Source organism: Mycolicibacterium pulveris, from assembly GCF_010725725.1.
In the GTDB taxonomy this organism is placed as follows: domain Bacteria; phylum Actinomycetota; class Actinomycetes; order Mycobacteriales; family Mycobacteriaceae; genus Mycobacterium; species Mycobacterium pulveris.
Map to the genome: position 1 here is coordinate 4,678,943 of NZ_AP022599.1, position 22,138 is coordinate 4,701,080.

General features: G+C 61.2%; 22 protein-coding genes. 20 read left to right on the forward strand and 2 right to left on the reverse strand.

Annotated features, from left to right (window positions below):
* Positions 1 to 58: 58 nt before the first annotated feature.
* The gene (locus tag G6N28_RS22675) at positions 59 to 916 is read right to left on the reverse strand and encodes a LexA family protein (protein ID WP_308207220.1); all 858 of its coding nucleotides are present in this window, start codon (positions 914 to 916) and stop codon (positions 59 to 61) included.
* Between the two features lie 82 nt (positions 917 to 998).
* On the opposite strand from G6N28_RS22675, the gene G6N28_RS22680 reads away from it, so the two are divergent.
* From G6N28_RS22680 to G6N28_RS22775, 20 genes are all read left to right on the forward strand, one after another.
* Positions 999 to 2,540, forward strand: a complete 1,542-nt coding sequence (locus G6N28_RS22680) for a flavin-containing monooxygenase (protein ID WP_163904230.1) — start codon at positions 999 to 1,001, stop codon at positions 2,538 to 2,540.
* Between the two features lie 160 nt (positions 2,541 to 2,700).
* Entirely contained in the window at positions 2,701 to 3,912 is a 1,212-nt protein-coding gene (locus G6N28_RS22685) for an amidohydrolase family protein (RefSeq protein WP_163904232.1), read from the forward strand.
* 217 nt (positions 3,913 to 4,129) lie between these two features.
* Positions 4,130 to 4,984 carry a spirocyclase AveC family protein gene (locus G6N28_RS22690; RefSeq protein ID WP_163904234.1) on the forward strand — a complete coding sequence of 285 codons (855 nt, stop codon included), beginning with the start codon at positions 4,130 to 4,132 and terminating at the stop codon, positions 4,982 to 4,984.
* Positions 4,985 to 5,166: 182 nt separating this feature from the next.
* The gene (locus tag G6N28_RS22695) at positions 5,167 to 5,811 is read left to right on the forward strand and encodes a TetR/AcrR family transcriptional regulator (RefSeq protein WP_163904236.1); all 645 of its coding nucleotides are present in this window, start codon (positions 5,167 to 5,169) and stop codon (positions 5,809 to 5,811) included.
* A gap of 446 nt (positions 5,812 to 6,257) precedes the next feature.
* A complete protein-coding gene (locus G6N28_RS22700; RefSeq protein ID WP_235674660.1) occupies positions 6,258 to 7,124 on the forward strand; it encodes an ABC transporter permease in 867 nt (288 codons plus the stop codon).
* Positions 7,121 to 7,990 (forward strand): MlaE family ABC transporter permease, encoded by an 870-nt coding sequence (locus G6N28_RS22705; protein ID WP_235674661.1) that lies wholly within the window; start codon positions 7,121 to 7,123, stop codon positions 7,988 to 7,990. Before G6N28_RS22700 ends, G6N28_RS22705 begins: the two co-directional genes overlap by 4 nt.
* Positions 7,991 to 8,000: 10 nt before the next feature.
* Positions 8,001 to 9,029, forward strand: coding sequence for an MlaD family protein (locus tag G6N28_RS22710; protein ID WP_163904241.1), 1,029 nt, complete (start codon positions 8,001 to 8,003; stop codon positions 9,027 to 9,029).
* Positions 9,026 to 10,057: an MlaD family protein gene (locus tag G6N28_RS22715; protein WP_163904243.1), complete on the forward strand. Its 1,032-nt coding sequence runs from the start codon at positions 9,026 to 9,028 to the stop codon at positions 10,055 to 10,057. The genes G6N28_RS22710 and G6N28_RS22715 overlap by 4 nt, the downstream gene beginning before the upstream one ends.
* Complete coding sequence (locus G6N28_RS22720) at positions 10,045 to 11,016, forward strand: MlaD family protein (RefSeq protein ID WP_163904245.1); 972 nt, start codon at positions 10,045 to 10,047, stop codon at positions 11,014 to 11,016. Before G6N28_RS22715 ends, G6N28_RS22720 begins: the two co-directional genes overlap by 13 nt.
* A gap of 128 nt (positions 11,017 to 11,144) precedes the next feature.
* Positions 11,145 to 12,116 carry an MlaD family protein gene (locus G6N28_RS22725; protein ID WP_235674662.1) on the forward strand — a complete coding sequence of 324 codons (972 nt, stop codon included), beginning with the start codon at positions 11,145 to 11,147 and terminating at the stop codon, positions 12,114 to 12,116.
* Positions 12,113 to 13,108 (forward strand): MlaD family protein, encoded by a 996-nt coding sequence (locus G6N28_RS22730; protein ID WP_407665022.1) that lies wholly within the window; start codon positions 12,113 to 12,115, stop codon positions 13,106 to 13,108. Before G6N28_RS22725 ends, G6N28_RS22730 begins: the two co-directional genes overlap by 4 nt.
* The gene (locus G6N28_RS22735) at positions 13,105 to 14,058 is read left to right on the forward strand and encodes an MlaD family protein (RefSeq protein ID WP_163904247.1); all 954 of its coding nucleotides are present in this window, start codon (positions 13,105 to 13,107) and stop codon (positions 14,056 to 14,058) included. Before G6N28_RS22730 ends, G6N28_RS22735 begins: the two co-directional genes overlap by 4 nt.
* A 7-nt stretch (positions 14,059 to 14,065) precedes the next feature.
* Entirely contained in the window at positions 14,066 to 14,719 is a 654-nt protein-coding gene (locus G6N28_RS22740) for a hypothetical protein (protein WP_163904249.1), read from the forward strand.
* Positions 14,720 to 14,823: 104 nt separating this feature from the next.
* Positions 14,824 to 15,381, forward strand: a complete 558-nt coding sequence (locus G6N28_RS22745) for a hypothetical protein (RefSeq protein WP_235674797.1) — start codon at positions 14,824 to 14,826, stop codon at positions 15,379 to 15,381.
* A gap of 13 nt (positions 15,382 to 15,394) precedes the next feature.
* Entirely contained in the window at positions 15,395 to 15,844 is a 450-nt protein-coding gene (locus tag G6N28_RS22750; protein WP_163904252.1) for a hypothetical protein, read from the forward strand.
* A gap of 469 nt (positions 15,845 to 16,313) precedes the next feature.
* Positions 16,314 to 16,865: a hypothetical protein gene (locus tag G6N28_RS22755; protein ID WP_163904254.1), complete on the forward strand. Its 552-nt coding sequence runs from the start codon at positions 16,314 to 16,316 to the stop codon at positions 16,863 to 16,865.
* A 56-nt stretch (positions 16,866 to 16,921) separates the two neighbouring features.
* Complete coding sequence (locus tag G6N28_RS22760) at positions 16,922 to 18,109, forward strand: acyl-CoA dehydrogenase family protein (protein ID WP_163904256.1); 1,188 nt, start codon at positions 16,922 to 16,924, stop codon at positions 18,107 to 18,109.
* 2 nt (positions 18,110 to 18,111) lie between these two features.
* Positions 18,112 to 18,912, forward strand: a complete 801-nt coding sequence (locus tag G6N28_RS22765; RefSeq protein ID WP_235674664.1) for an enoyl-CoA hydratase/isomerase family protein — start codon at positions 18,112 to 18,114, stop codon at positions 18,910 to 18,912.
* A 15-nt stretch (positions 18,913 to 18,927) separates the two neighbouring features.
* Positions 18,928 to 20,535: a class I adenylate-forming enzyme family protein gene (locus tag G6N28_RS22770; protein ID WP_163904258.1), complete on the forward strand. Its 1,608-nt coding sequence runs from the start codon at positions 18,928 to 18,930 to the stop codon at positions 20,533 to 20,535.
* 17 nt (positions 20,536 to 20,552) lie between these two features.
* A complete protein-coding gene (locus tag G6N28_RS22775; RefSeq protein ID WP_163904260.1) occupies positions 20,553 to 21,293 on the forward strand; it encodes a LexA family protein in 741 nt (246 codons plus the stop codon).
* Positions 21,294 to 21,298: 5 nt separating this feature from the next.
* Here G6N28_RS22775 and G6N28_RS22780 read toward each other — a convergent pair whose 3' ends face one another.
* On the reverse strand, positions 21,299 to 22,117 hold the full coding sequence (locus G6N28_RS22780; protein WP_163904262.1) for a CbbQ/NirQ/NorQ/GpvN family protein: 819 nt from the start codon (positions 22,115 to 22,117) through the stop codon (positions 21,299 to 21,301).
* Between the last annotated feature and the right edge of the window lie 21 nt (positions 22,118 to 22,138).

A 22,138-nucleotide genomic window follows, 5' to 3' on the forward strand; every position in this document is an offset into this window, starting at 1 on the left:
ACAGTTGTCACTTAATTATGCAACCGCCCGCGGTCCGCTATTGACATGCGCCCTTGTCCTACGCGTCGGCAGGATCGGAGGGCGGGCTCAGCAACCTATGCAAGGGGTCGTTGCCCCACGCGACACCAAGGGCCCGGTCCTGTTGCAGTTGCCCTGCGACGATGTTCGCAGCCAGACGTGACACATGTTCCATCAGCAGCGCCCGCCGCTGCAGACGACGAGCGTCGACACCCGGCATGGCGAGGACATCGGCGAGCCAGCGCCGGCAGCTACGAAGTGACGTGTCACTGATGTCGATGATGTCGAGGAGAGCGGGCTCGAGTTGCGGCAGAGTGGCCAGCAGCTGGCTGGCTCCGGCCACCGATCCTTCGTTGAACACCGCGTGGTCGACGACAAATTCGGGCCAAGTACTCGTTCCCCCAACCTGATCCAAGAGATCCTTGAACGACTCGGCGGCGAGATGAGCCTGCAGTTCATCGGCCTCCACTGCGTATCTGGCTAGAAACCTGTTGCGGGCGGTTGCATCTGCGAGCATCGTCGTCATGGTGTTGTCGTCGAGGTCGGCCTCCAGCGAGGTCCGCAGTAGTCGATGACGAACCGCGCGTTGGAACGATGTCACAGCTGTCAGCACAAAAGACTCCGCAGAACCCTGCGCGAGTGGGCCGATCTCCGGGTAGGTCAGTTCGAGTCCGCGGCTCTTGCCGCCGAGCCTGCGCACGTATCCGCGTGCTTCGAGAACCGACAGGATGCGATGTGCGCCAGAGGAGCCGCCCAAGCCGCATGCCTCCGATACTTCGGTATGGCTTGGGCAGTATCCGTGGGCTGCGGCATGACGCCGTAAGTACCTCAGGACGAACCGTTGTCGAGTCGTCAGGGGCTGCCTGGCGGCGCGAATACTCATCTGATGATCATACATTCATAGAATTCATCAGAACCTTGTTCAGATATGACCGTAGTTTTACTCTGCTTGCCAGAAGCCCACGAGGAGGTTGAGAAACGTGGCCGGTGGAAGTATCGCACCCGTGCAGGCAGCCGTCGGGGAGGGCCGCCGGCACCACGAAGTAATCATCGCCGGTGCGGGTTTTGGCGGGCTCGGCGTGGCGGTCGAGCTGTCGCGGATCGGCATCACAGATTTCGTGATCCTGGAGAAGGCGCACGATCTCGGCGGCACATGGCGGGACAACACCTACCCCGGTCTGGAAGTCGATATCCCGTCGTTCACATACAGCTACCACTTCGAGCTGAAGCCGGACTGGTCACAGGTGTACGCCCCTGGCCGCGAGGTGAAGGCATACGCCGATGCGGTGGCCGACAAGTATCGGCTTCGTCCGCATATCCGGTACGGCGCCGAGGTAGAGGGAACCAACTTCGACGAGGAGACCGGGGTGTGGACCGTGCGGGTGGTCGGCGGGCCGGCGTATACCTGCCGCTATTTCGTTGCGGCGACCGGCTTCCTCACCGACAGCAAGCTGCCGGACATTCCCGGTTTCGAAGACTTCGCCGGCGAGGTCATGCACACGTCGCGCTGGAATCACTCATACGACTTCAAGGGCAAGAACGTGGCGGTGATCGGTACCGGTGCGACGGCCATCCAGGTGGCCCCGGCCATCTATGATGAGGTGGCCAACCTCGACATCTATCAACGGACAGCGATCTGGTTGGCTCCGAAACCCAACGTCGTCTTCAGTGACCGCACCAAGGCATTGTTTCGTCGCTTTCCGATCCTTCCCCGATCATTTCGGGTCTTGTATTGGATCGTCACCGACCTGCTCTTCGCGACCGGTGTCGGAAACTACAAGCGGTTTCCGTTCGTGCTGAGCATGTTGGAGTCATACCTGATCAGTTACATCAGAAAACAGGTCGATGATCCGGAAATCCAGGACAAGCTGATACCTGACTACAACTTCTTCTGTAAGCGCCCCAGTTTCTCCAACACCTTCTACAAGTTGTTCAACGAGGAGAACGTCGAGCTGGTGACCGAGGCGATCGATCACGTCGACGAGAAGGGCCTTGTCACGAAAGACGGCACTCTACGGCTCACAGATGTGATCATCTGTGCGACCGGGTTTCGTGTCTACGACCGAAGAAGCACTCCAGGTTTCGAGATCGTTGGGCGGGGTGGAAAGAATCTCGGTGAATGGTGGGAGCAGAACCGATATCAGGCGTTTCTGGGTACCACGATCCCTGATTTCCCGAACTTCTTCATGATCGTGGGGCCGTACGCGGCCGCCGGCGCGGATTACTTCGGAGTGCTGAACAACCAAGTCGCACATATCTCGCGGGTACTGCGCGCTGCGCGCAAGCGGGGCGCGAATGTCGTTGAGGTCAAATGGAGTGCCCACGACCGCGACTTCCGGCTGATCGAGAAGCGCAAGCTCAGCACCGTGTACTTCGCGGGTGATTGCCGGACGTCCAACAGCTACTACTTCGACAGCCGAGGCGACACCCCCGTCGCGCCCCGGCCTGTGACACCAACTCGGCACTGGCTGAAGAGTCGCCTCTTCAACATCAAACGGGCGTATAACTTTCAGACAACCTAGGGCGCCACTTCAGGCCTCAGCTCTACCTCGACCGTGCTACCGCACCTCCTGCGGTGCGGTTCGTGGCCACTGAACCTCGACTTCCCGTAACGCTCGGGTGGCCTTTTGCGCACCTCGGACGCTTCTTGCCGTTTTACGTATCAATAGTTACCATAATTCCATGCCTGCTGACTGGTACCCTCTGATTTCGTGCGACAGTCATGTTCATGAGCCACGCGCGCTCTACCGGGATCGGTTGCCGAGCCGGTTGCTTGACCGCGCACCCCGAGTCGTTTCAGACCCGAACGGCGACAAGATCATGATGGGCGACAAGCTCGTTCGCTTTATCGGGCTTGAGGCGATGGAGGAATACGACACCGCTGACCGGACGTACAAAGGTGCCCGGTTCGAGGTGGGTCGCAAGGGCAAGTTCGAGGCCGAGGCTCGTATGCACGATCTCGCCGTGGACGGTGTCGAGGGCGAGGTCGTCTACGGGTTCAGTTATTGGATGGACCAGAACGACCGGGAAGTTCTGCTGGAGATGATCTATGCGTACAACGACTGGGTGCACGAGTTCATCGAACCCACCAAGGATCGCTCCATCGCGCCGGCCATGCTCCCAACCTGGGACATCGATCTGGCGATCGCCGAAGCGCAGCGGGCCGTGGGTGATCTCGGAGCACGAGCGGTCCAGATCGCCGCGCCGTATGTCGGTGAACTGAAGTACGGGTACCGCGAAGCCGACTTCGACCGCTTGTGGTCGGCGATCGTCGAATTGGGCGTCCCGGTCACCATGCACATCGGCTCCGGCAAGCCGAAGGGCAGATTCCGTGGCCCGGGCGCGGTGCTATGCGATTTCATGGCGACCTTCAACGATTCGCCGAACCTCCTCGTGGAGTTCATCGGAGCTGGTGTTTTCCTACGGCATCCGGAGCTGAAGCTCGCTGTCACCGAAGGCGGTATCGGTTGGGCGCCTTGGCTTGTGATGATGATGGATCGGATGTGGGACGACAACGGTTCGATGCTCGACTTCAAACTTCCTGAGCCGCCCAGTTACTACTTCAAGAACAACTGCCTTGCCACCTGGCAGGAGGACATGCCTGGCATCAACAGCATCGACATGATTGCTGAGGCTGTGGCGTGGGGATCTGATTACCCCCACCGGGAGGGTACGTTCCCCCACAGCCGGCAGAAGGTCGAACAACAGGTTGCCAACCTGGATCCGGTGTTGGTCCGGCGGCTCACAAGCGGTAATGCCGCCAAGTTCTTCGGCTTTGATGTCGACCTCATCGTAGAGCGCTACGGTCCCGACTCAGAGCACCACCGCAAGTACGCGGCGAAGGACGGCGGGTCGACAACTCCCGATATGGTCGCCCCGATCACCGCCGCCTGAGATGGTGAAGCCCGCGACAGATGTCCAGCTTTCGGTGCCGGCCACCTATCGTCGGGGGTGGAGCAGCACCCAGTATCTGGCTCTCCTGGGTGCGGCTCTGGTCGTCCTTCAGATATGGGTGTGGATCGCCTGGCTACTGGACGGACCCACACAGGTAACGCAGTTCCAAGATCCCTCGGACTTCACATTCAAGGCAGCCAGGGTGATGGAGTGGGGGATGGGGATCGCCTTCGTGGCGATGGTGGTCTGGCTCGTCAGACGTTGTATCCGGGAACGCAGGCTGATCTTCGACGCGAAGCTTTTCATCGCGGGAATATGCGTTATCTGGCTTGATGCGTGGACCAACTTCGTCGCACCAATCTGGTTGTACAACAGCAATTTCACCAACGTAGCGCCGCCCACCGCGTACATCCCCGGTGTCATCAACCCGGCGATGAAGGATATGCCGTTCCCGCTTCTTTTCCACGCCTTCAACTACCCGGTCGCATTGCTGGGTGCCGCAATTGTGGTCTCGGGAGTGCTTACCCAACTGCGACGCCGATTTCCTCAAGCGCGTATCGGCGTGCTGCTCTTGCTCTGCGTGCTGTTCGGCATTGCCTTCGACTTTGTGTATGAGCTGTTCATGATGAGAACGGGAATGTGGGCCTTTCCGGGGACGCCAGATGAGTTGTCGCTGTGGGGATCTCAACCAAACAAGTTTCCGCTCCTCGAGTTGCTGCCAGCTGGGATGGCATTCGCGACTTTCGGAGCACTCCGCTTCTTTCGTAACGACCGGGGCGAGCATCTGAGCGAGCGCGGCGTCGCCAACCTGCCGCCCAGATGGCGAACTACTGTTTCCCTGTTGGCGACGATCGCTGTCGTGAACCTCGTCTGGATCGTTTTGTGCACCATTCAGGTGATATCGGGCTTCTACGCTGATCCCTACAAACCGTTGTCGCCCGCGCTGCTGGCCAACATCTGCGATGGCCCCCTTGAAGGGGGTGGTGAACGAGTCGGTACCCCGTACGGTCCATGCCCAGAGCAAGGCGCGCGAATTCCGATCCGTCGATATGACGTGGATGTCAGCCCCTGAAATCTCTGACAAACGGGGTAAGGAGGGGAATTCCGTAACGCTTCGGTCAAGGCTGTCCCCAAGATAGGTACACTCTAAAGTGTATTTTTAGACCGAAAACTACAAATGTTTACAAGTGTTGAGATGGGACGGGCTTAATGGCGCAGGCGGCGAAGCGGGGACGCCCCCGGCAAGGGCGTGCGGTGGCTCGGGATCTGCCGCGCGACCAGGAGTTGCTCCGTATCGCAGCCGAGGTGCTGCGCGAACGCGGCTTCAGGGGCACGCGGCTTGAGGACATTGCTTTAGAGGCCGGTATCTCGAAGGGCAGCCTCTACCACTACTTCGAATCGAAGGAAGAGATCTTCGAGCGCCTCGTGGCGAACGTGTTGTCGACGCTGTCAGCGGAAAGTGGAAGCGTCCGGCGCAGCTTGAGTGCCACGGAGCGGCTGCGCAAGGTTACCGAGCGCTGGATCAAGCAATCCGCCGAGTATCCGCTTGAAGTCGGGTTATTGTATGCCGAGTTGGTCCATCTGGAAGGTCCGGCGGGCGAATGGGCACGCGCGGTAAGACGGGACAATTTGGCGTTGCTGCGGGAGATCCTTGAGGACGGGCAGGCGACCGGAGAGTTCCGACAGGCCAACGTCGCCATCCTCGCCCACCAGATCATGGGTGCGATAGGCGCGCTCACCGAGTGGTATCACCCGACCGGGCCGATCAAGGTGCCGACACTCATCGAGGAGATGACCGCCTGGATCCTGGCGGGCGTGGGGGTCCAGCAAGAACCGGCTCAGAGTAGCCGCGATCGCGTGTCCACTGACGGGACCGCCGAACCACAGGCGCTGCCGTGACAGCGGGGGCTGACCGGCTGGTGTAACAGCTAATCGCCGCGGGTTTACCCTCAGCGTCGCCGGGTGAGCGCCTCCGTGGTGCCGCCGGCACTCACCCCAATTCCCAAGAAACCGGCTCGGTGTTGGAACTTTCGAGCCCCAGTCCGCCTCCGGCGCGGCATAATTGAAGCCCGCGGTATGACACCGGCATGGGCAGGCGGGGCCGTGCTTCGCTGACTTCAGCGAATAAATTCGACTCTATCGATTTTTGTTATGTGCTGTTACAGTAACGCGGTCACGGTGTACTGTTGGGGCGCGAAACCACCCCGCGCGTAGACCGAACGTCCTCGACCGGAAGCGAGGGAAGGTTTGACTCAGTTGGCTGGGCGAGTGGCATGCCGGCGGAGAGGCGCGGACCACGCCGCGGGCCAGCCCAGCTACGTTCGACGCAGCTTCTCCGGGCGATCATGACCGTCACGACGAGTCGGCACGGCCAACGCCCTTCGAAGTCGGCGACCCTGTCCCGGCTGGCCGACGCCGGCGAGCGGGTCACCCAGATCCCGACCCGTTCCGCTGGAACCACCGGCCGCGGAGTCGCGCTGGCCGCCAACGTGATTCGCTACGCGATCGTCGACGCCCTCACACTGAGGCTGCCGATCGGCGAGTTCTTGCAGCAGGCGTGGCTGCTGCTTAAAGTGACCGCCACGCCTGCGCTCCTGATGGCGATACCGTTCGGCGCGATGGTTTCGGTCGTCACGTCCGGTTTGGTCACTCAGGTGGGCGCCAGCTCACTGATCGGTGCGTCAAGCGGAGTCGGGGTCGTCCGCCAGGGCGCACCGATCACGGCAGGCCTTCTGATGGGTGGCGCAGCAGCATCGGCAATCGCCTCGGATTTCGGGGCACGCGCGATCCGCGAGGAGCTCGACGCCCTTCGCGCGCTCGGCATCGATCCGGTTCGGCGGCTTGTCGTACCGCGGTTCCTGGCTCTGATCGCCATTGCACCCATGCTGTGCACCGTCATCCTGGTGTCGGGAACCGCGGCGGCGTACGTGCTCGCGGTAACGGTCAGTGACGTCACGCCGGGGAGCTTCTGGGACTCCTTCGGCCTCTTCGCAAACATCACCGACGTGTGGTTCGCGATGATCAAGACGGTCGTTTTCGCCGCGATCGTTGCGATCATCTCGTCACTTCGGGGGATGGAGGCGAACCGCGGTGCGCAAGGCGTTGCCGACGCGGTCAACTCGTCGGTGGTTCTGAACGTCGTGTGCATTGTCATTGCCAACCTGGTGATTACGCAATTGCAGGTGATGTTCTTCCCCTCGGAGATCGCATGACGACGACCGGGGCCATGTCGGCGCGACCATCCACGTACTTCAGTACTCGCCTGTCAGCCAAACGACCCGTTCGTAGATCCTTCCAGGCGATCGGGCAGTGGACGACCTTCATCGGTCAGACGTTGTGGCTGCTGCCGTTGACCGTTCGCAAGTACCCGCGGCAGACCCTTCAGGCAATGAACCGCCTGGCTTGGGGCCGGGGCTCGCTGATCGTCGACGGTGGCACGATCAGCGTCTTGGTGATACTCGGCCTCGCATTGGGTGCGTCCATCGCAATCGAGGCATTCGCGATACTCAATCTCATTGGGTTCGGTGCACTCTCCGGCATCATCGGCGGAGTCGGCACGGTACGCGAGATCGGGCCCCTCGTTGCCGGAATCGCTTTCACCGCGCAGGCGGGTTGTCGAATGACAGCAGAGATAGGAGCGATGCGGATCTCGGAAGAGATCGACGCCGTCGATGCGCTCGGACTGCGCCCGATTCCATTCGTCGTCGGCACGCGCCTGATCGGTGGCATGGCAGTGGTCATCCCGGGCTACCTGCTCACGCTGGTTGTCAGCTTTTCGGTGCTGCACCTTGTCATCATCAGCGTGTACAACCAGCCGGCAGGGACCTACAACCACTACCTTCTGATGTTTCTGACCTCGACCGATCTGCTGTATTCGGTGCTCAAGGCCACTGTTTTCTGTGCAGCGGTGACGCTCATCCATTGCTATTACGGCTATTTCACCACCGGGGGACCGGTGGGGGTGGGGCGAGCGTCCGGGCGGGCCGTTCGCGCGAGCTTGGTCACCATCATGGTCCTGGATTTCACATTGACTGTCTTGTTGTGGGGTCTTCAACCAGTTTTCGTGTTCAAGGGATGAATGAGCAGAAATGTTGGTTCGAGGAACAGACGACGAACAGGCACGGAGATTGACGATCACCGGTGTGGTGGTCACGGCATGCCTGGTCGCCGCGGTGCTCTTGGTGGCGATGAATCCGTTCGCCGCTCGACCCTCCGACCGCATCTTCGTCGCGATCGATGTCCCTTACATCGGAGAAGGTGTGCGGGACGGTACCGCCGTGGTCATGCACGGCGTCGAGATCGGGCGGGTTGTCGACGTCGTCAGCAGGTCGGGGCGCGGCGTGCGACTGGACACCGAGCTGATGAAGGCGTCGGCTTCGGGCCTGACGGACACGATGAGCATCGATTACCGACCCGTGAACTACTTCGGTGTCACGGGCATCAACGTTGTCGCGAACGCGGGAGGAGAGTCACTGCGCGACGGAATGTTGATCAGCACCACGCCACGCGCGAACGCCACGCTTCAAGCCCTGTTGTCTCGGCTGGGCTCCGTCGCGGCCGGCGCCGTCACCCCCAAGCTCGTCTCCGTGATCGACCGTGCCGTGCGGTACACGGATGCGCTGAACCCCCTTGTCGAAACCATGCTGATTGCGCTCGACTCCGTCGCGCGCGTGCAGACTGTATCGACGGCGCGGTTGCTGGCCAACGCGACCGGTGTAAGCGTCGGCTTCACACCATGGGTCGATTCGGTCGGAAGCGCCGGTGACGATTTCGTTCGTGGCGGCAACTTCGGTGCGCTGTCGGATGAAGACTGGGAGAACGTAACGTTCGCCACCCTGGACTTCGGATCCACTGAGATATTCGGGATCGCCGGCCGAATACTGACCAAGTACGTGGACGATCTGCTGCCGGCCATCGACAGCGTCAAACTGTTGATGGACCCGGTTCCTGCACTCTTCCGGCCCGCCGAGTTCGGACAGACCCTCGTCGATCTCCGCACGCGATTCGAGAAGATGTTCGGCGGTACACCAGAACAGCGTGCACTGAACGTTCGAATAGTCCTGGACAAGATTCCCGGCGTCGCCGCACCTCTGGGTCTGATGGGGGCGTCACGATGACCAACAAGGCTGCGCTTTGGCGCCTTCTTCTCAGCGCGGTCGCGACGACCGTCCTGTTGGTCTTGTTGATAAGCGGCATATCCAAACCGATCGCGCCCGAGACAAAGACGTACTCCGCATACTTCACCGACGTGTCTGGCCTTCGTGAGGGCGCCGACGTCCGCATCAGAGGAGTCCTGGTTGGCCGGGTCGAATCCGCTGCGCTCGAGCGGCTTGATGACCAAAGCGTGGCCGCCGTCAAGTTCTCACTGGACAAGCACTACGGCATCGTCTCCGACACACGGCTGGCCATCAAGTATCAAACACTCACCGGGTCACGGTATCTCGACGTCATCAATCCCGCCGAGGGAGACATCGCCGAGGAACTCGTAACCACCGTGCCGACCTCGATGACACAGCCCTCCTTCGACGTCACCCAGTTGTTCAATGGTTTGCAACCCGTGATCGCGACCTTGAGTCCCGAAGAACTCAACGAGTTCGCGGACAACGCAGCCAACTTCCTGGCTGGAGACAGCGACGGGCTCGCATCGATGCTGGACAGCATCCGCAAACTCACCCGGTTCATGTCGGATCGCCAGGAGGTGATAGCGACACTGATGAACAATTTGGCCGATGTCGCCGACACGATGGGCGGGCAATCCGCCGACCTGATCAAGTTGATCAACATGGTCAACCGATCGACGGGCCCGGTCGACAAGGCGTTGTCGGTCTTGGACGAGTTCCGCAAATCCGAGATCTTCGGGCCCGGCTTCATTCTCCCGGTACAACGTCTGGTCACGGCTGCGGGTTTCCCGACCCCACCCGACGGATTCACGCCGGTTCGCGATATCGACATGGCCCTGGACACGGCATTCAACAACGTCGACCTGACGATCGATGCCTTCAAACTCATTCCGGTGATGTGGGAGAACATTCCACCACCCGTGCCGGACGGTACTCCGGAGCCGTGCTCGAAAGGCCGCTTCGACCTACCTCTCCCGATGGATGTTCTGCTCAACGGGCAACGGGTGGTGTTATGCAATCGCTGAAGTCGCTGCTACGAAATCCGATCATGTGGGGCGCCGCCGCCCTGGTTGTCACCACCGCGGTGGCCATGGTCGTGGCGATGCTTTATGTGAGCCCGCCGAACAAGACCTCCCTCACGTTCTACACCGATGACGCCGCCTCGATTCGGCCGGGCGACGATGTACGGATCGCCGGCATCACCGTCGGCGAAATCAAAAGTCTCGCACTGGACTCGAACCGGATCAGGGTGACCGCCCGGATAGACCGAGACGTGTTCGTCGGTGACAAATCGCAGATCCAGGTGCGAATGCTCACCGTGGTCGGCGGCTATTACGTGAACCTCGTATCACTGGGACGGGAGCCACTCGGCGACGCGCCGATACCTCTGGAACGAGTGGTGATGCCCTACAGCCTCGTTCGCACGCTCACTGATGCGACGAAAGTCTCCGACGAGGTCGACCCGAAGCCTATCCGCGAGTCACTGGATCAGATCAGCAGAGGGCTGGAAGGATCGAACGCGGATTCATTGACGGCGATCATCGATGCCGGCAATGCGCTCATGTCGATCGTGGAGAGGCAGCGCGGGCAGGTCACCAAGATCCTGGATCTATCCGACGAATATCTTCGGAGCCTGAACGCGGCCAAGGGAACGCTGACGGAGCTCGTCAGGAAAGTGGCAATCCTGCAACAAACCCTCGAGCTGTACGGTAAGAACTTCCGGATCGCGATCAAAGGCATGGGCGATATCCTCATGGCGATCTATCCGGTGGGGGTCTTCTACGACAATCATCGCGACGATTTCTTGGAGAAGGCCCGAAACTTCCTCCAAAAGGGCCAGATGTGGGTCGACCGCAACGGGCTGACCGTACGGATTCTCAAGCGGATTCAGAACCGGGTCGAACGTGTGCTGGATGCTCAGAACGCACCCCCGGAGTTGCTTGCGACGGACATGTGCGTTCCCGTCCCCGGAGTTCCGTGCTGATGGTGAGGACTCGCTTTCCAAGACCGCGTGCGATCGGCGCGGGACTGCTGTGCCTGGCGGCGGTGATCTCGACCGGATCGTGTACGCCGTCGGACCAGAGACCAGAATCTAGCGTGTATTGCGCGGTCATGCCCGACAGCGTTGGTTTGTATGTCGGCAACCCGGTCACTCACATGGGTTATCCCATCGGTGAGGTCACGGCGATCAACCCCTCGACGTCCAGCGTCCAGGTCGAGTTCACCGTCGGCGCGCAGCACGCCGTTCCGGTAGACGTCAAGGCGGTAACCCGCTCGACGTCGATACTCGCCGACAGGGCATTGGAACTCGTCGGAGAGTTCGGGGCGGGGCCCTCGCTGCAACCGAGCGAATGCATTCCGCTGGCCAGATCATCGACGCCGAAGAGCCTTTCCGAGGTCGTGGGATCGGCGGCCACGTTCCTCAACGCCGTGAATCCGCAGGACTCGACCAATCTCGGCGGCGTTGTGACAGGCATAGATCAGGCTCTGCAGAACAACGGCGCAAAGATCAACCAGCTGTTGCGCACCTCTTCTGCCGTCCTCGATTCACCTGATCAGGCGATCGGAGACATCGGCTCCATCATCGCCAACCTCGCCGAGCTGACGTCAACCCTCGACGAGCTTCGGGAACCCTTGAAGGAGGCCCTTCTCGACGCGCATGTGACGACGCCGGACCTCGCAACGACCGTGACCGGCTCCAACCAGATCTTTGTCGGCATCGTTCCGTTGATCAGCCTCATCGGTGATCTGGAAGCTGAGCTCGGAGAGGAAACGCAACGAACACTCGACGACATGGAAGTCTTCATCCGCAAGGCGGCCGCGCACTCGACATTCTTTGCGAGTCTGCTGAAACCGGGGGCGAGGATCGTCGATTGGTTGGCGAGGCACGCGAATGATCACGAGTTCAACACGATCAGATACCGACCTCCGCTATACCGCATCCCCACGAAGATTGACGGCCTCGTGGTGTGTGGCGTCATGAACGCCTCCATGCCTGGAAGCTGCGCCGACGTGGCCGGAACGCCATACGCTGTCGACGTCGCGCTCCTGCAGTACGTCCTGAGCGAGGCGGCCCGCCGGTGAAGTCATCGATTGTTCGATTCGTCGCCGCGGTGGTTACCGCCGCGGTACTGTCCTCGTGCGCGGCGCTGGACGTGAACTCGATGCCCGCGCCGGGTAACTCGTACCGTGACGGTTACGACATCGTCATGCAGTTCGAAAACGTCCTCAATCTGCCGGCCCGCGCCAAGGTCACCCTGGACGGCAGAGTTGTCGGTGTCGTGTCCGGGGTTTCGGCATCCGGGCAACTGGTGAACGTCACTGCGCGTATCGATCCCGCCGTGCAGGTGCCCGCAGATATCCACGCGGTCCTACAGCAGGCCACGGTACTCGGGGACATCTACGTCGCACTCGAACGGCCACAGGACGGCGGGCCGCCCGCAGCGGCGCTGATACCGGGCGCGACGCTGCCGCTGGCTCAGACAACCTCACCGCCACAACTGGAAGACACCATTGCCCGACTCGCCGACTTCGTCGGAAGCGGTTCCATCCAGCGAATTCAGAACACCATCATCGGCCTCAACCGGGTTGTGCCACCGAGCGACGATCTTCGTCGGTTGGTGGCACAGTTCGCCGCTGACATCAGCGATCTTGCGGACAATGTCGACACCGTCGACACCCTGCTGGACAGCGTCTCGGCCACTTCGCACGTGCTCAGCTATCGAATGCCGTCCGTACAGTACTGGTTCTCCGAGGAAGGCATGCGTGGCTTCGACCGCGGTATGCAGAACGCCGGATTGATCGGAAAGACGCTGCCGAGCGTGGGAAGCATCTATTCCGGAGGATTCTGGCTCGTGCCGTTGTTGGATTCGCTCGGCAACGCCCTCGAGGCGATCCGAGATGCGAAGTGGGCGTTCGAGGAGGAAGTGCCGCAGTGGCGAAAGTTGTTCACCGATTTCTATCTGCCACAAGAGAAATACCCTGCCCTCAACATAACTTCGATCCAGGGGCCTGACGGCAGGGAGCTGTCGGAGAACGTAGCGGATGTGCTGCGAATCCTCGGAGGAATCCCGTGAGGACCAGGGCGTTACTCTCGTTCGCGGTGCTGGCCGCCATCATCGCGTTCGCTCTCAACTACTTCGGTTCGCTCGGGGTTCACTTCCGAGCCCCTGCAGAACGGGTGGGCCTGTCGTTGAATGTTCCCGATATCAACGGTCTGGTCGTCGGGTCAAGCGTTCTGTTGCGGGGCGTTCCCATCGGGTCGATCACCAACATAACCACAGACGTGGACTATGCGACCGTTCACTTCTACATCGACGACCGCTTCAAAATACCCGTCGACAGCGAGCTGCGGCTGGAAAGCCTTTCTGCACTCGGCGAGGCGTATCTGGCGATTGCCCCGCGCTCCGATGCGGGGCCATTCCTCAAGGATGGGCAACATATTCCCGCGGAGGAAGTGACATCGCGCCCATCGGTTTCGGAACTGGTTGACAGCGTCGTGCGAGTGCTGAGCCAGCTTGATCCCACGGCGCTCGAGCGGATCATCAACGAAGCGGACGAAGCCATGCCCAATCCCGTCGAAACGCTGCCGAATCTCGAGCGAGCCAGCATGCTCCTCAGAAATACCGCCACCCACCTGGATGGCAAGGGCGAAGTACTCCTCGGCAACTTTCAAACCCTGCTACGAAACGCTGAGTTCGTCGGACCGATCCTGGCCGACCTCGCCCCAAGCATCCGCCAAATGGGTGTCGACGTCGCCGGTTTGTGGCGATCGGTCAACGAGCTGGTGCGGCGTGGATCGCCGACCACGCTGCACAACTTCGCCAACTACCTCCTGCGCATCGAGCGATTCCTGGACCACCGAAGCGGTGACATCAAGGTGCTCACTCAATCGATGCTGCCGTACCTCAACGATATCGCCGGCGCGTTGATGAACCTCGACACGGGCCAGCTACTGGACAACGTGCTGAAGTCAGTTCCAGAGGACGGCGTCGTGACACTTCGCGTCTCTGTTCCCGATAGGTAGGTGAACCATGAAAAGTGCGAACTCTACGCCGCCCGAACAGGACAGGGTGGTCGGCGCCGAAGATGCTATGCCACAGGAAGATTCGCCGGCCGCCACGGATGGTGATCAACCACGGGCTCAGACGAGCTCGGCGCGGCGGGTGTCCATCGCGATTACGGCCCGCGGACTGATTCTTGCAGTGGTGATCGCGGCGCTGGCTGTATCGGCCTCCGTATTCGCGTGGCTGTTCTTCGACGCGCAGGCCGAACTCGACCAGCAGGCTCAATCCTCGGAGAACAACGCCCGTGCCGAAAAGATCGCCCTCGACTACGCGGTGGATGCCGCAGCCATGGACTTCAAGGATCTCAATGGCTGGAAGGTGAAACTGGTGGCGGGCACAAGTCCGGATTTGAACGACAAGTTGAGCGAGGCGGCCAGTTCCATGGAGCAGATCCTCGTCCCCCTTCAGTGGACATCGACTGCGACACCTCTCGCGGCCAAGGTGCGCTCGGCGGATGGAGGGGTCTACGTCGTCGACTGCTTCGTAAGCGTGCAGACAAAGACGGTGCAGTCATCCGACCCGCTGCAGTCGACAGCGACCTACAGCGTCGTCATAGACAGCGACGAGGACTGGCAGATAACCGACGTCGGCGGAATCGGCGCAGTGCTGGGGCAGTCCTAGGTATTCGGGTCTGAGGAGTCGGCGCGATGAGAGTGACGAGTACCGGGTGTCGAGCAGGCCCGTTGAGGGCTCGCGGCGCCGCCATATTGCTTGCGGTGGCCGCGATGTCGCTCGCGAATGGACCCGCATCAACCGCCGAGCCGCCGCCGGACGCCGAACTGATCAAGCCGTTGCCCGCCTTCACCCCGACGCCCTCGACGTGGAAACCGAAATACCCCTTCCCGTACGACCAGACGAGAAGCCAGGTCACGCCCGCCGATATCACAGCGATGGGCGAGATGTGCCAGTGGTTCAACGCCCAATATGACACCCTGAACGATCAGATCAGCCGCTTCCAGTTCAACCGAATCAGTCCCGACGGTACGGACTGGGACTACAGCGTACGCGGCCTGCAGCAACAGGCAGACATCGTGACGGGCAACATCGACCGTTCTCTTGCCTTTCTCACCCCGCGCGTGCAGGCGCTGACACAGCGCACCGATTTTGCAGGCGACGTGTACTTTCCGGTCTACAAAGGCGACGCCTTCTACGGTTTGTGGCAGCAGCTTTCCAACGTCGTCAACGGGATCAGGTCCCATCAGCCGTCTTGGTTCACGGGGCCCTCTCAGCTGCGAGCGAAGAAGTGGGCCAGTGAGATTCACCGGGCCCACGTATGCGATTAGGAAGTCTGTCAAGATGCGGTTAGCGGGTTTGCTCACGACGATCGGATTGATGACCGCGGGTGGGATCGGGTTGCCCGCCGCGGCGGGCGCTGATGCCACTGATGACTTGATCACCGCGGTGACGTCGGCACGTGCGGGGTATTGCGAGCCCCTGAGATTCGATCCTCTGGCACAGCGTGCAGCTGAGATCGCCCTCGCCTCGACAGGTGATTACATGGACTTCAACGCCCGTGCCGTGCCCATTGAGAATGTGCTTCCGGTACTTCAGGATCTAGGTTCTGATGCGACGACGGCCAAGTTGCTTCAAGGCGCCGGGCGCACCGAGGCCGACGCCATCAGATTCATCCTGATCTCGGGATTTCAGGACATTCCGAACTGCGCATACTCCAGGTTCGGCGGAACCACTGTGTTGAATGAACCGAGCGGCTACTACTTGACAGCCGTCGTGCTGGCGGGGGCCTGACGTGTGCAGCGACTACTGCCGCGCATTGGCCGGCGTCGTCATTGGCAGTGCCGTCGCCATCGCGTCGGCGGTGCCTGCCCACGCGGAGGACCTCATCACCTATGAGGTGACCTCGGCCTCCATTTCCGCCGCGGACGTACAGTACTACGACGATTCGGTCCGCAAAGTACAGCGCCGAGTCGCGTTGCCGTGGCGGGTGACTGTCTCCGTACCAGACGCGACGAGCCCAACGAGTACCGGAGCCGAGCTTCGCGCCGACTGGCGCGGGTATGGGCGCTCTGCTTTCAAGTACGTCACGGTCCGCATCTATCAGGGGGACCGGTTGCTCTGTGAGAGCACGCTGGATGTCGGTGCTGCCACCTGCTACGGGAGCACGCCGCACAGGAACTTCCCGGCGACTGCGGGAGGCGGCTAGGCCCAGTTCACGTGATTCCTTGCGATTTACATTCAACGAGCGATGGAGCCCACGATGTCTGAGCGCGGAAAGAGTTTCATCCGGCCGGTGACGGCTGCAGTGGCCGTCGGTCTCGCATTTCTTGCGGCGGGTGTGGGCCAGGCCGAGCCGGCTCCGAAACCGCCGTTACCACCACCTCCGCCGCCTGCCGCGATGTCGCCCGACCCCGGTGTCTATCCAAGCACCCACCTGATCCTGACGTCGTACGACCGAGTGCGGCCCGAGGAGTACTTCATTCCCGGTCACTACGGAGTCTTCTTCCTGTCGCCCATGGGGCTCAACTGCGGAATCTTCATCAAGGGTGGCTTCGGCTGCGCAGGACCTCTGCCGGGATTACCGCCTGACGCTACGCACATCGGTTGGTTCAACGGCGAACAGCGCGTCCACTATGACTGGACGGCCGCCATCCAGTTCCCGAATGTGCAGGCCGTGAAGGTACTCCCGCCACGCAGCTACATCAACTGGAACGAGAGCACCTGCGTATCTATGGCCGATGGCGGTACCTACTGCGAGCGTGGTGAATTGCGGTTCTACATCACACCCAACGGGACCTGGCTCAATGGGTAATGGCGACGGTTCGTGAACGTCTTCTCTATTATTGAAACATCGGTTACGATATAACGGTGTTGGTGGACGCCGGGGTATCGCAACCGGCCGAGCTGGCGCCGGACGCGTTTCGGAGGGTCTTCCGCGAGTGGCTTGGCGACAACCTGCCACCGAAGTGGACGGACCGGCCCTTTCCGCAGAACTGGCCGCCCGGCGACGACGACGCGGAAGCCGTGCTGATCAGCCGGGAGTGGCATCAGCGGTTGTACGAGGGCGGATGGATCGCGCCGGGATGGCCGCGTGAGCATGGCGGCCTTGGGCTTCCGTTGTCGTTGCGGATGGTGATGACCGAGGAGTTGGCGCGTGCGAAAGCACCGGCACCGGTCGGGTTTCAAGGCATCGACATCCTGGGCCCTGCGCTGATTGCGTACGGAACCCCGGGCCAGAGGTCAAGGTTTCTACCCGAGATTCTCAGCGCGAATGAATTGTGGTGCCAAGGCTACTCCGAGCCCGAAGCTGGAAGCGACCTGGCGTCCCTGAAGACACGTGCGGTGCGCGAAGGTGACCACTATGTGGTCAATGGCCAAAAAGTGTGGACTTCGTACGGAAACCGGGCCGATTGGTGCTTTCTTCTGGTGCGGACGGGGCCTGCGGACTCCGGTAAACGCGGTATCAGTTTCGTATTGACCCCGATGTCGGCCAAGGGGATCGAATGGCGTCCGATTCGACAGATCACCGGCGAGAGGCATTTCGGTGAACTCTTCCTACAAGATGTACATATTCCGTGTGAGAACCTCGTGGGTGCCGAGAACCAGGGATGGCTGGTAGCAACACACAGCCTGGCTCATGAGCGGCTGCTGAGCGGAAACGTCGCTGCCATCAGATCTCGGATGGATGCCCTCATCGACCTCGCGACCCGACGCGGCGCAACCGTGGCTGCCCGCCGATCAATCGCCACGCTGGAGGCCCGGCTGCTGGGGGTGCATCATCTACAGACCCGAGCACTGGATCTCGCGTCGGCCGGCGCTTCCGACTTTGCCTGGTGGGCATCCGCCGTGAAGTTGGCCTCGACAGAACTCCGTCAAGATATCGCCGCGGTAGCGACCGAGATACTCGGCGGGTCAGCGGTTCTGGGTGATCACCCCGAAGGCGAAGCGTGGCGCTACGAGTTACTGGATGCGCGCGCGGCCACCATTTACGCCGGCACCAGTGAAATTCAGCGAACCATCATCGCCGAGCACGGCCTCGGCCTACCGCAGGGGTGATTGTGGCAACGTTGTTCGAGACACCTTGCCTGGAAGTGCGCCGAGATGGCCATCTCGCCGAAATGGTCCTCCTTCGTCCCGAGAAGATGAACTCCTTCGACGACGCTTTGCATGTTGAGATGACCGATGCGCTGCGCGTTGTCCAGCTTGAGGCTGATCTGCGCGCGCTGCTGTGGAGATCAACCGGCAAAGCCTTTTCGGTCGGCGGTGACTTCGAGTTGATGCGTTTGGCGCACAGCTCGATTCCGCAGCGTCGCCGGATCGTTGACGACGGGTTGAGGCTGCTCAGCACGTTCATCGAACTCGATATACCGATCGTTGTCGCCCTTCACGGTGATGCGTTGGGACTGGGGGCGACCCTGGTCTTGGCCGCTGACGTGGTCGTCACCCACCCGAAGGTCCGCATTGGTGACCCGCACGTACAGATAGGTCTGGTGGCCGGAGACGGTGGTTGCCTGGTCTGGCCGCAGAGCATCGGAATGATGCGTGCCCGACGCCACCTCCTCACCGGGGACCCCTTACACGGTGACGAGGCACACCGCATCGGTCTTGTGAGCGATCTGGTCGATGATCCCGACGAAGTGCTGCCGATGGCCAGGAAGCTTGCCGAACGCATCTGCGGGTTGCCGCCCCTGGCGGTGCAGGGAACCAAGAAATCGCTCAATCGCGTGACGCGGTTCCGCTTCGACGAGGTCATCGAGCTTTCGTTCGCGCACGAAACCACGACGCTGGGATCTGACGACCTCATCGAGGCGATTGAGGCGTTTCGGGAGAAGCGCACCCCGAAGTACCGCGGCTGTTGACGACGAGGAGCCTTGATGGTGGGCGACAATTCCGACCGCGAAGAGCACTATCGACAACTCGGTCTGTATAGCGATGAAAGCGTCGGCATGTTGGTCGATCGCGCCGCGTACTCGTGGCCGGCGCGAGAAGCCGTTGTCTTCGAAGGTCGGCGACTGACTTTTGCCGACCTTGCAGCCTGGGTGGCATCGACTGCAAGCGCACTTCACCGGTGCGGGATCAGACCCGGCGATCGTCTGCTATGGCAGTTACCGAACTGCCTGCAAGGCCTTGTCCTGCACCTGGCCGCCTGGTCTGCCGGCATGGTTTCGGTGCCCGTGGTTCCGCTTTATCGCGAGCACGAGATGCGACACATATTTGAAGAGACGCAGCCATCGGTCGTGGCTTTCTCCGAAGGTGACGCAGACCGGATGTCGACGCTGATGGACGCTATCGGGGTTCGGCCGCTCCTGCGCATCGGGGTAGGGAAGGGCGGCGCTGACTGGCCTGGACTTGATGAACCTTCGTCACCCTTCGGCGTGTGCAACACCTCGCGGGCCGCCAGTGCAGACCGGTGTTGCCTCATCATGTACACCTCAGGGACTACTTCGAAACCGAAAGGCGTACAACATAATTCACGATCCTTGATCGCTGAGGCGTCAAGTTGGCGACGTCAGCTGGGTTTCGGCCGAAGCGATGTCCACCTTATGGGCGCACCGATCACGCATATCGCCGGCCTGATCACCGCCATTCTCTTACCGGTTACCACCGGCGGCAAAGCTGTGATGTTGCCCAAGTGGGATCCGGATCACGCTGTCGCCGTCGCTGATGCCGAGAGGGCGACCTTCTGTTGCGGCGCGGCCGTATTCCTGCAGGACATGGTGGATCGGTACGAGCGGTGCGACGCACCTGTGCATCGGCTGGCACTGTTCATGTGCGGCGGCTCGGCGGTACCCCCATCGCTCATAGAGCGGGCAGACGCCGTCGGTGTGAAGGCATTTCGTTGCTGGGGCATGTCTGAGGCGCCTACGACAACGCTAGCCAGCCCGGACGATCCGCTGGAGTTCCGCGCTTATCGTGATGGTCGTGCGTCCGAAGGTGTGGAGATACAGGCGGTCGACGAGGACCACACACCGCTACCGGTGGGCGAGGTCGGGGAGTTGAGGGTCCGAGCCCCGGAGCAGATGATCGGATACGTCGACCAGAATTTGCAGGCAGCGCAGACGGACAGCGACGGGTGGTTCTACACCGGCGACATCGGATTCATAGATGAAGACGGTTGGGTGACCATGACCGGACGGGCGAAGGACATCGTCAACCGAGGAGGTGAAAAGTTCTCCTCCCAGGACATCGAGAACGCTTTAGCGAGCCATCCTGCCGTCTCGACAGCCGCGGTTGTGGGGGTCCCGGATCAGAGGCTGGGAGAGACGGTGGCCGCCTTCATCGTGGTGAAAGACGGCGAGGGCTGGCCTGGGCGCACCGCTTTGCACGCGCATCTCGACTCACAACGGCTCGCAAAAGCGAAGTTTCCTGCGTACTTTCGGCAGCTCGACGAGATACCTCGAACGATGTCCGGCAAGGTTCAGAAGCACGAGCTGCTGCGCTTGTGGAACGAAACCCTGGCAATAGCGCCAGAACCTCCATAACCCGGTGGGGTGCCGTGATGGCTTTGACTGTCAAGCAGCAACGAGTACTGGACTACGTGCGATCCTATAGCGCAGCCCGCGGATATCCGCCGACGGTGCGTGAGATCTCGGCCCAATGTGCGCTCGGCGGTCCCACGTCGGCGCATCGAATCATCGTCCGCCTGCGTGATGAGGGATACGTTGAACTGGCACGTGGACGCAGCCGCGCGCTACGGGTCATCTCGCGACCGGTGCCGAAGGTAGACGGTGTTCATGCCGCGATGCTTCGTGGTGCGGCAGCCATTCATGCGCGATTCCGGGATCACGCCTTGATGGTGGCAGCGCAAGTCGATGTACCGAGGGTCAAAGGTGAATTGATCAGGGACTGCGCCCATCGTCATGAGCTCGTCGGACGGATGCATGCGGCCACGGCCGGCATCGCAATGTCCGACCTTGAGGGCGCTGCGGGGCCGTCGTGCATCGAAGAGTTGCGGCATGTGGCCGAAGTTGTGACATCAACCCATTCTTGGCGGGAGTTTGTCACCGATTTCTTGGTTTTCAACAGCGTCACCGAAGAGTGTGCTCGTGCACTGACGCGCCGCTGGCCCCAGACCGCAGCATGCTTGACCGACATCGCAGATAATGGTCGGGCATCGGTAGCCCTCGGACTGTGCTGGATAAGGCAGCTGCCTGCGGATTCAACCGCGGCGACAACCCGGCGCGCCGACGCAGTCCGGCGGACGTGCATGCGTGCCTGGTTGAGCGCTGTGAGCAGGTGACCGGCTCATCCGATATACGAGTCGATCAAGCTCGTCAACGACGCACTTGCGGTGGCCTCGTCTGTCAGCGGAGAAACCATTGCGGCTAACGCCGCCGAACGCAGCGAAAGTCCGTTTCGTACCAATCTCGCCGTTGCGATGAGCGCCCGAGTCGAGGCGGACTCGCGCAGGCCGGCGTCATCTAGGCGGCGAATCGCTTGCCCCAGCTGCAAAATCGCCTCGATCGATTGATGATCCAGATCGGAGTGCTGTCGCAGGATCTGTCGTTCGACCCGAGCGGGCGGAAACCCGAGGTCGATCCCGACGAGGCGCTGGCGGGTGGACATCTTGAGGTCCTTGAGCATGCTTTGATAACCGGGGTTGTACGAGACAACAAGCTGAAATCCCGCAGCAGCGGCGATTCGCAGCCCGCCGAGACGCTCAATTTGCAGCTCACGTCGATGGTCGGTCAGCGAATGTATCGAAACAATCGCGTCTTGGCGCGCCTCGACGATCTCGTCGAGGTAGCAAATCGCCCCTTCTCGTACGGCTCGAGTCAGGGGTCCGTCGACCCACTCCGTATTCGAATCTTGGAGAACAAACCTGCCCAGAAGGTCGGACGCGGTCAGGTCTTCGTGGCAGCACACGGTGTAGAGCGGAATATCGAGAAGTTCGGCCACATGCTCAACGAGTCTCGTCTTGCCGCATCCCGTCGGGCCCTTGAGCATGACCGGCAGCTGAGATCGCCAGGCAGCAACGAATACGTCTACCTCGTCGCCCACTGAGATGTAGCCGTCTTGTGCGAGTTCATCCGCACCGACACCGTCAACGGCGCTGCTGCTCATCTGCCTCTCCTAGGTACCAAA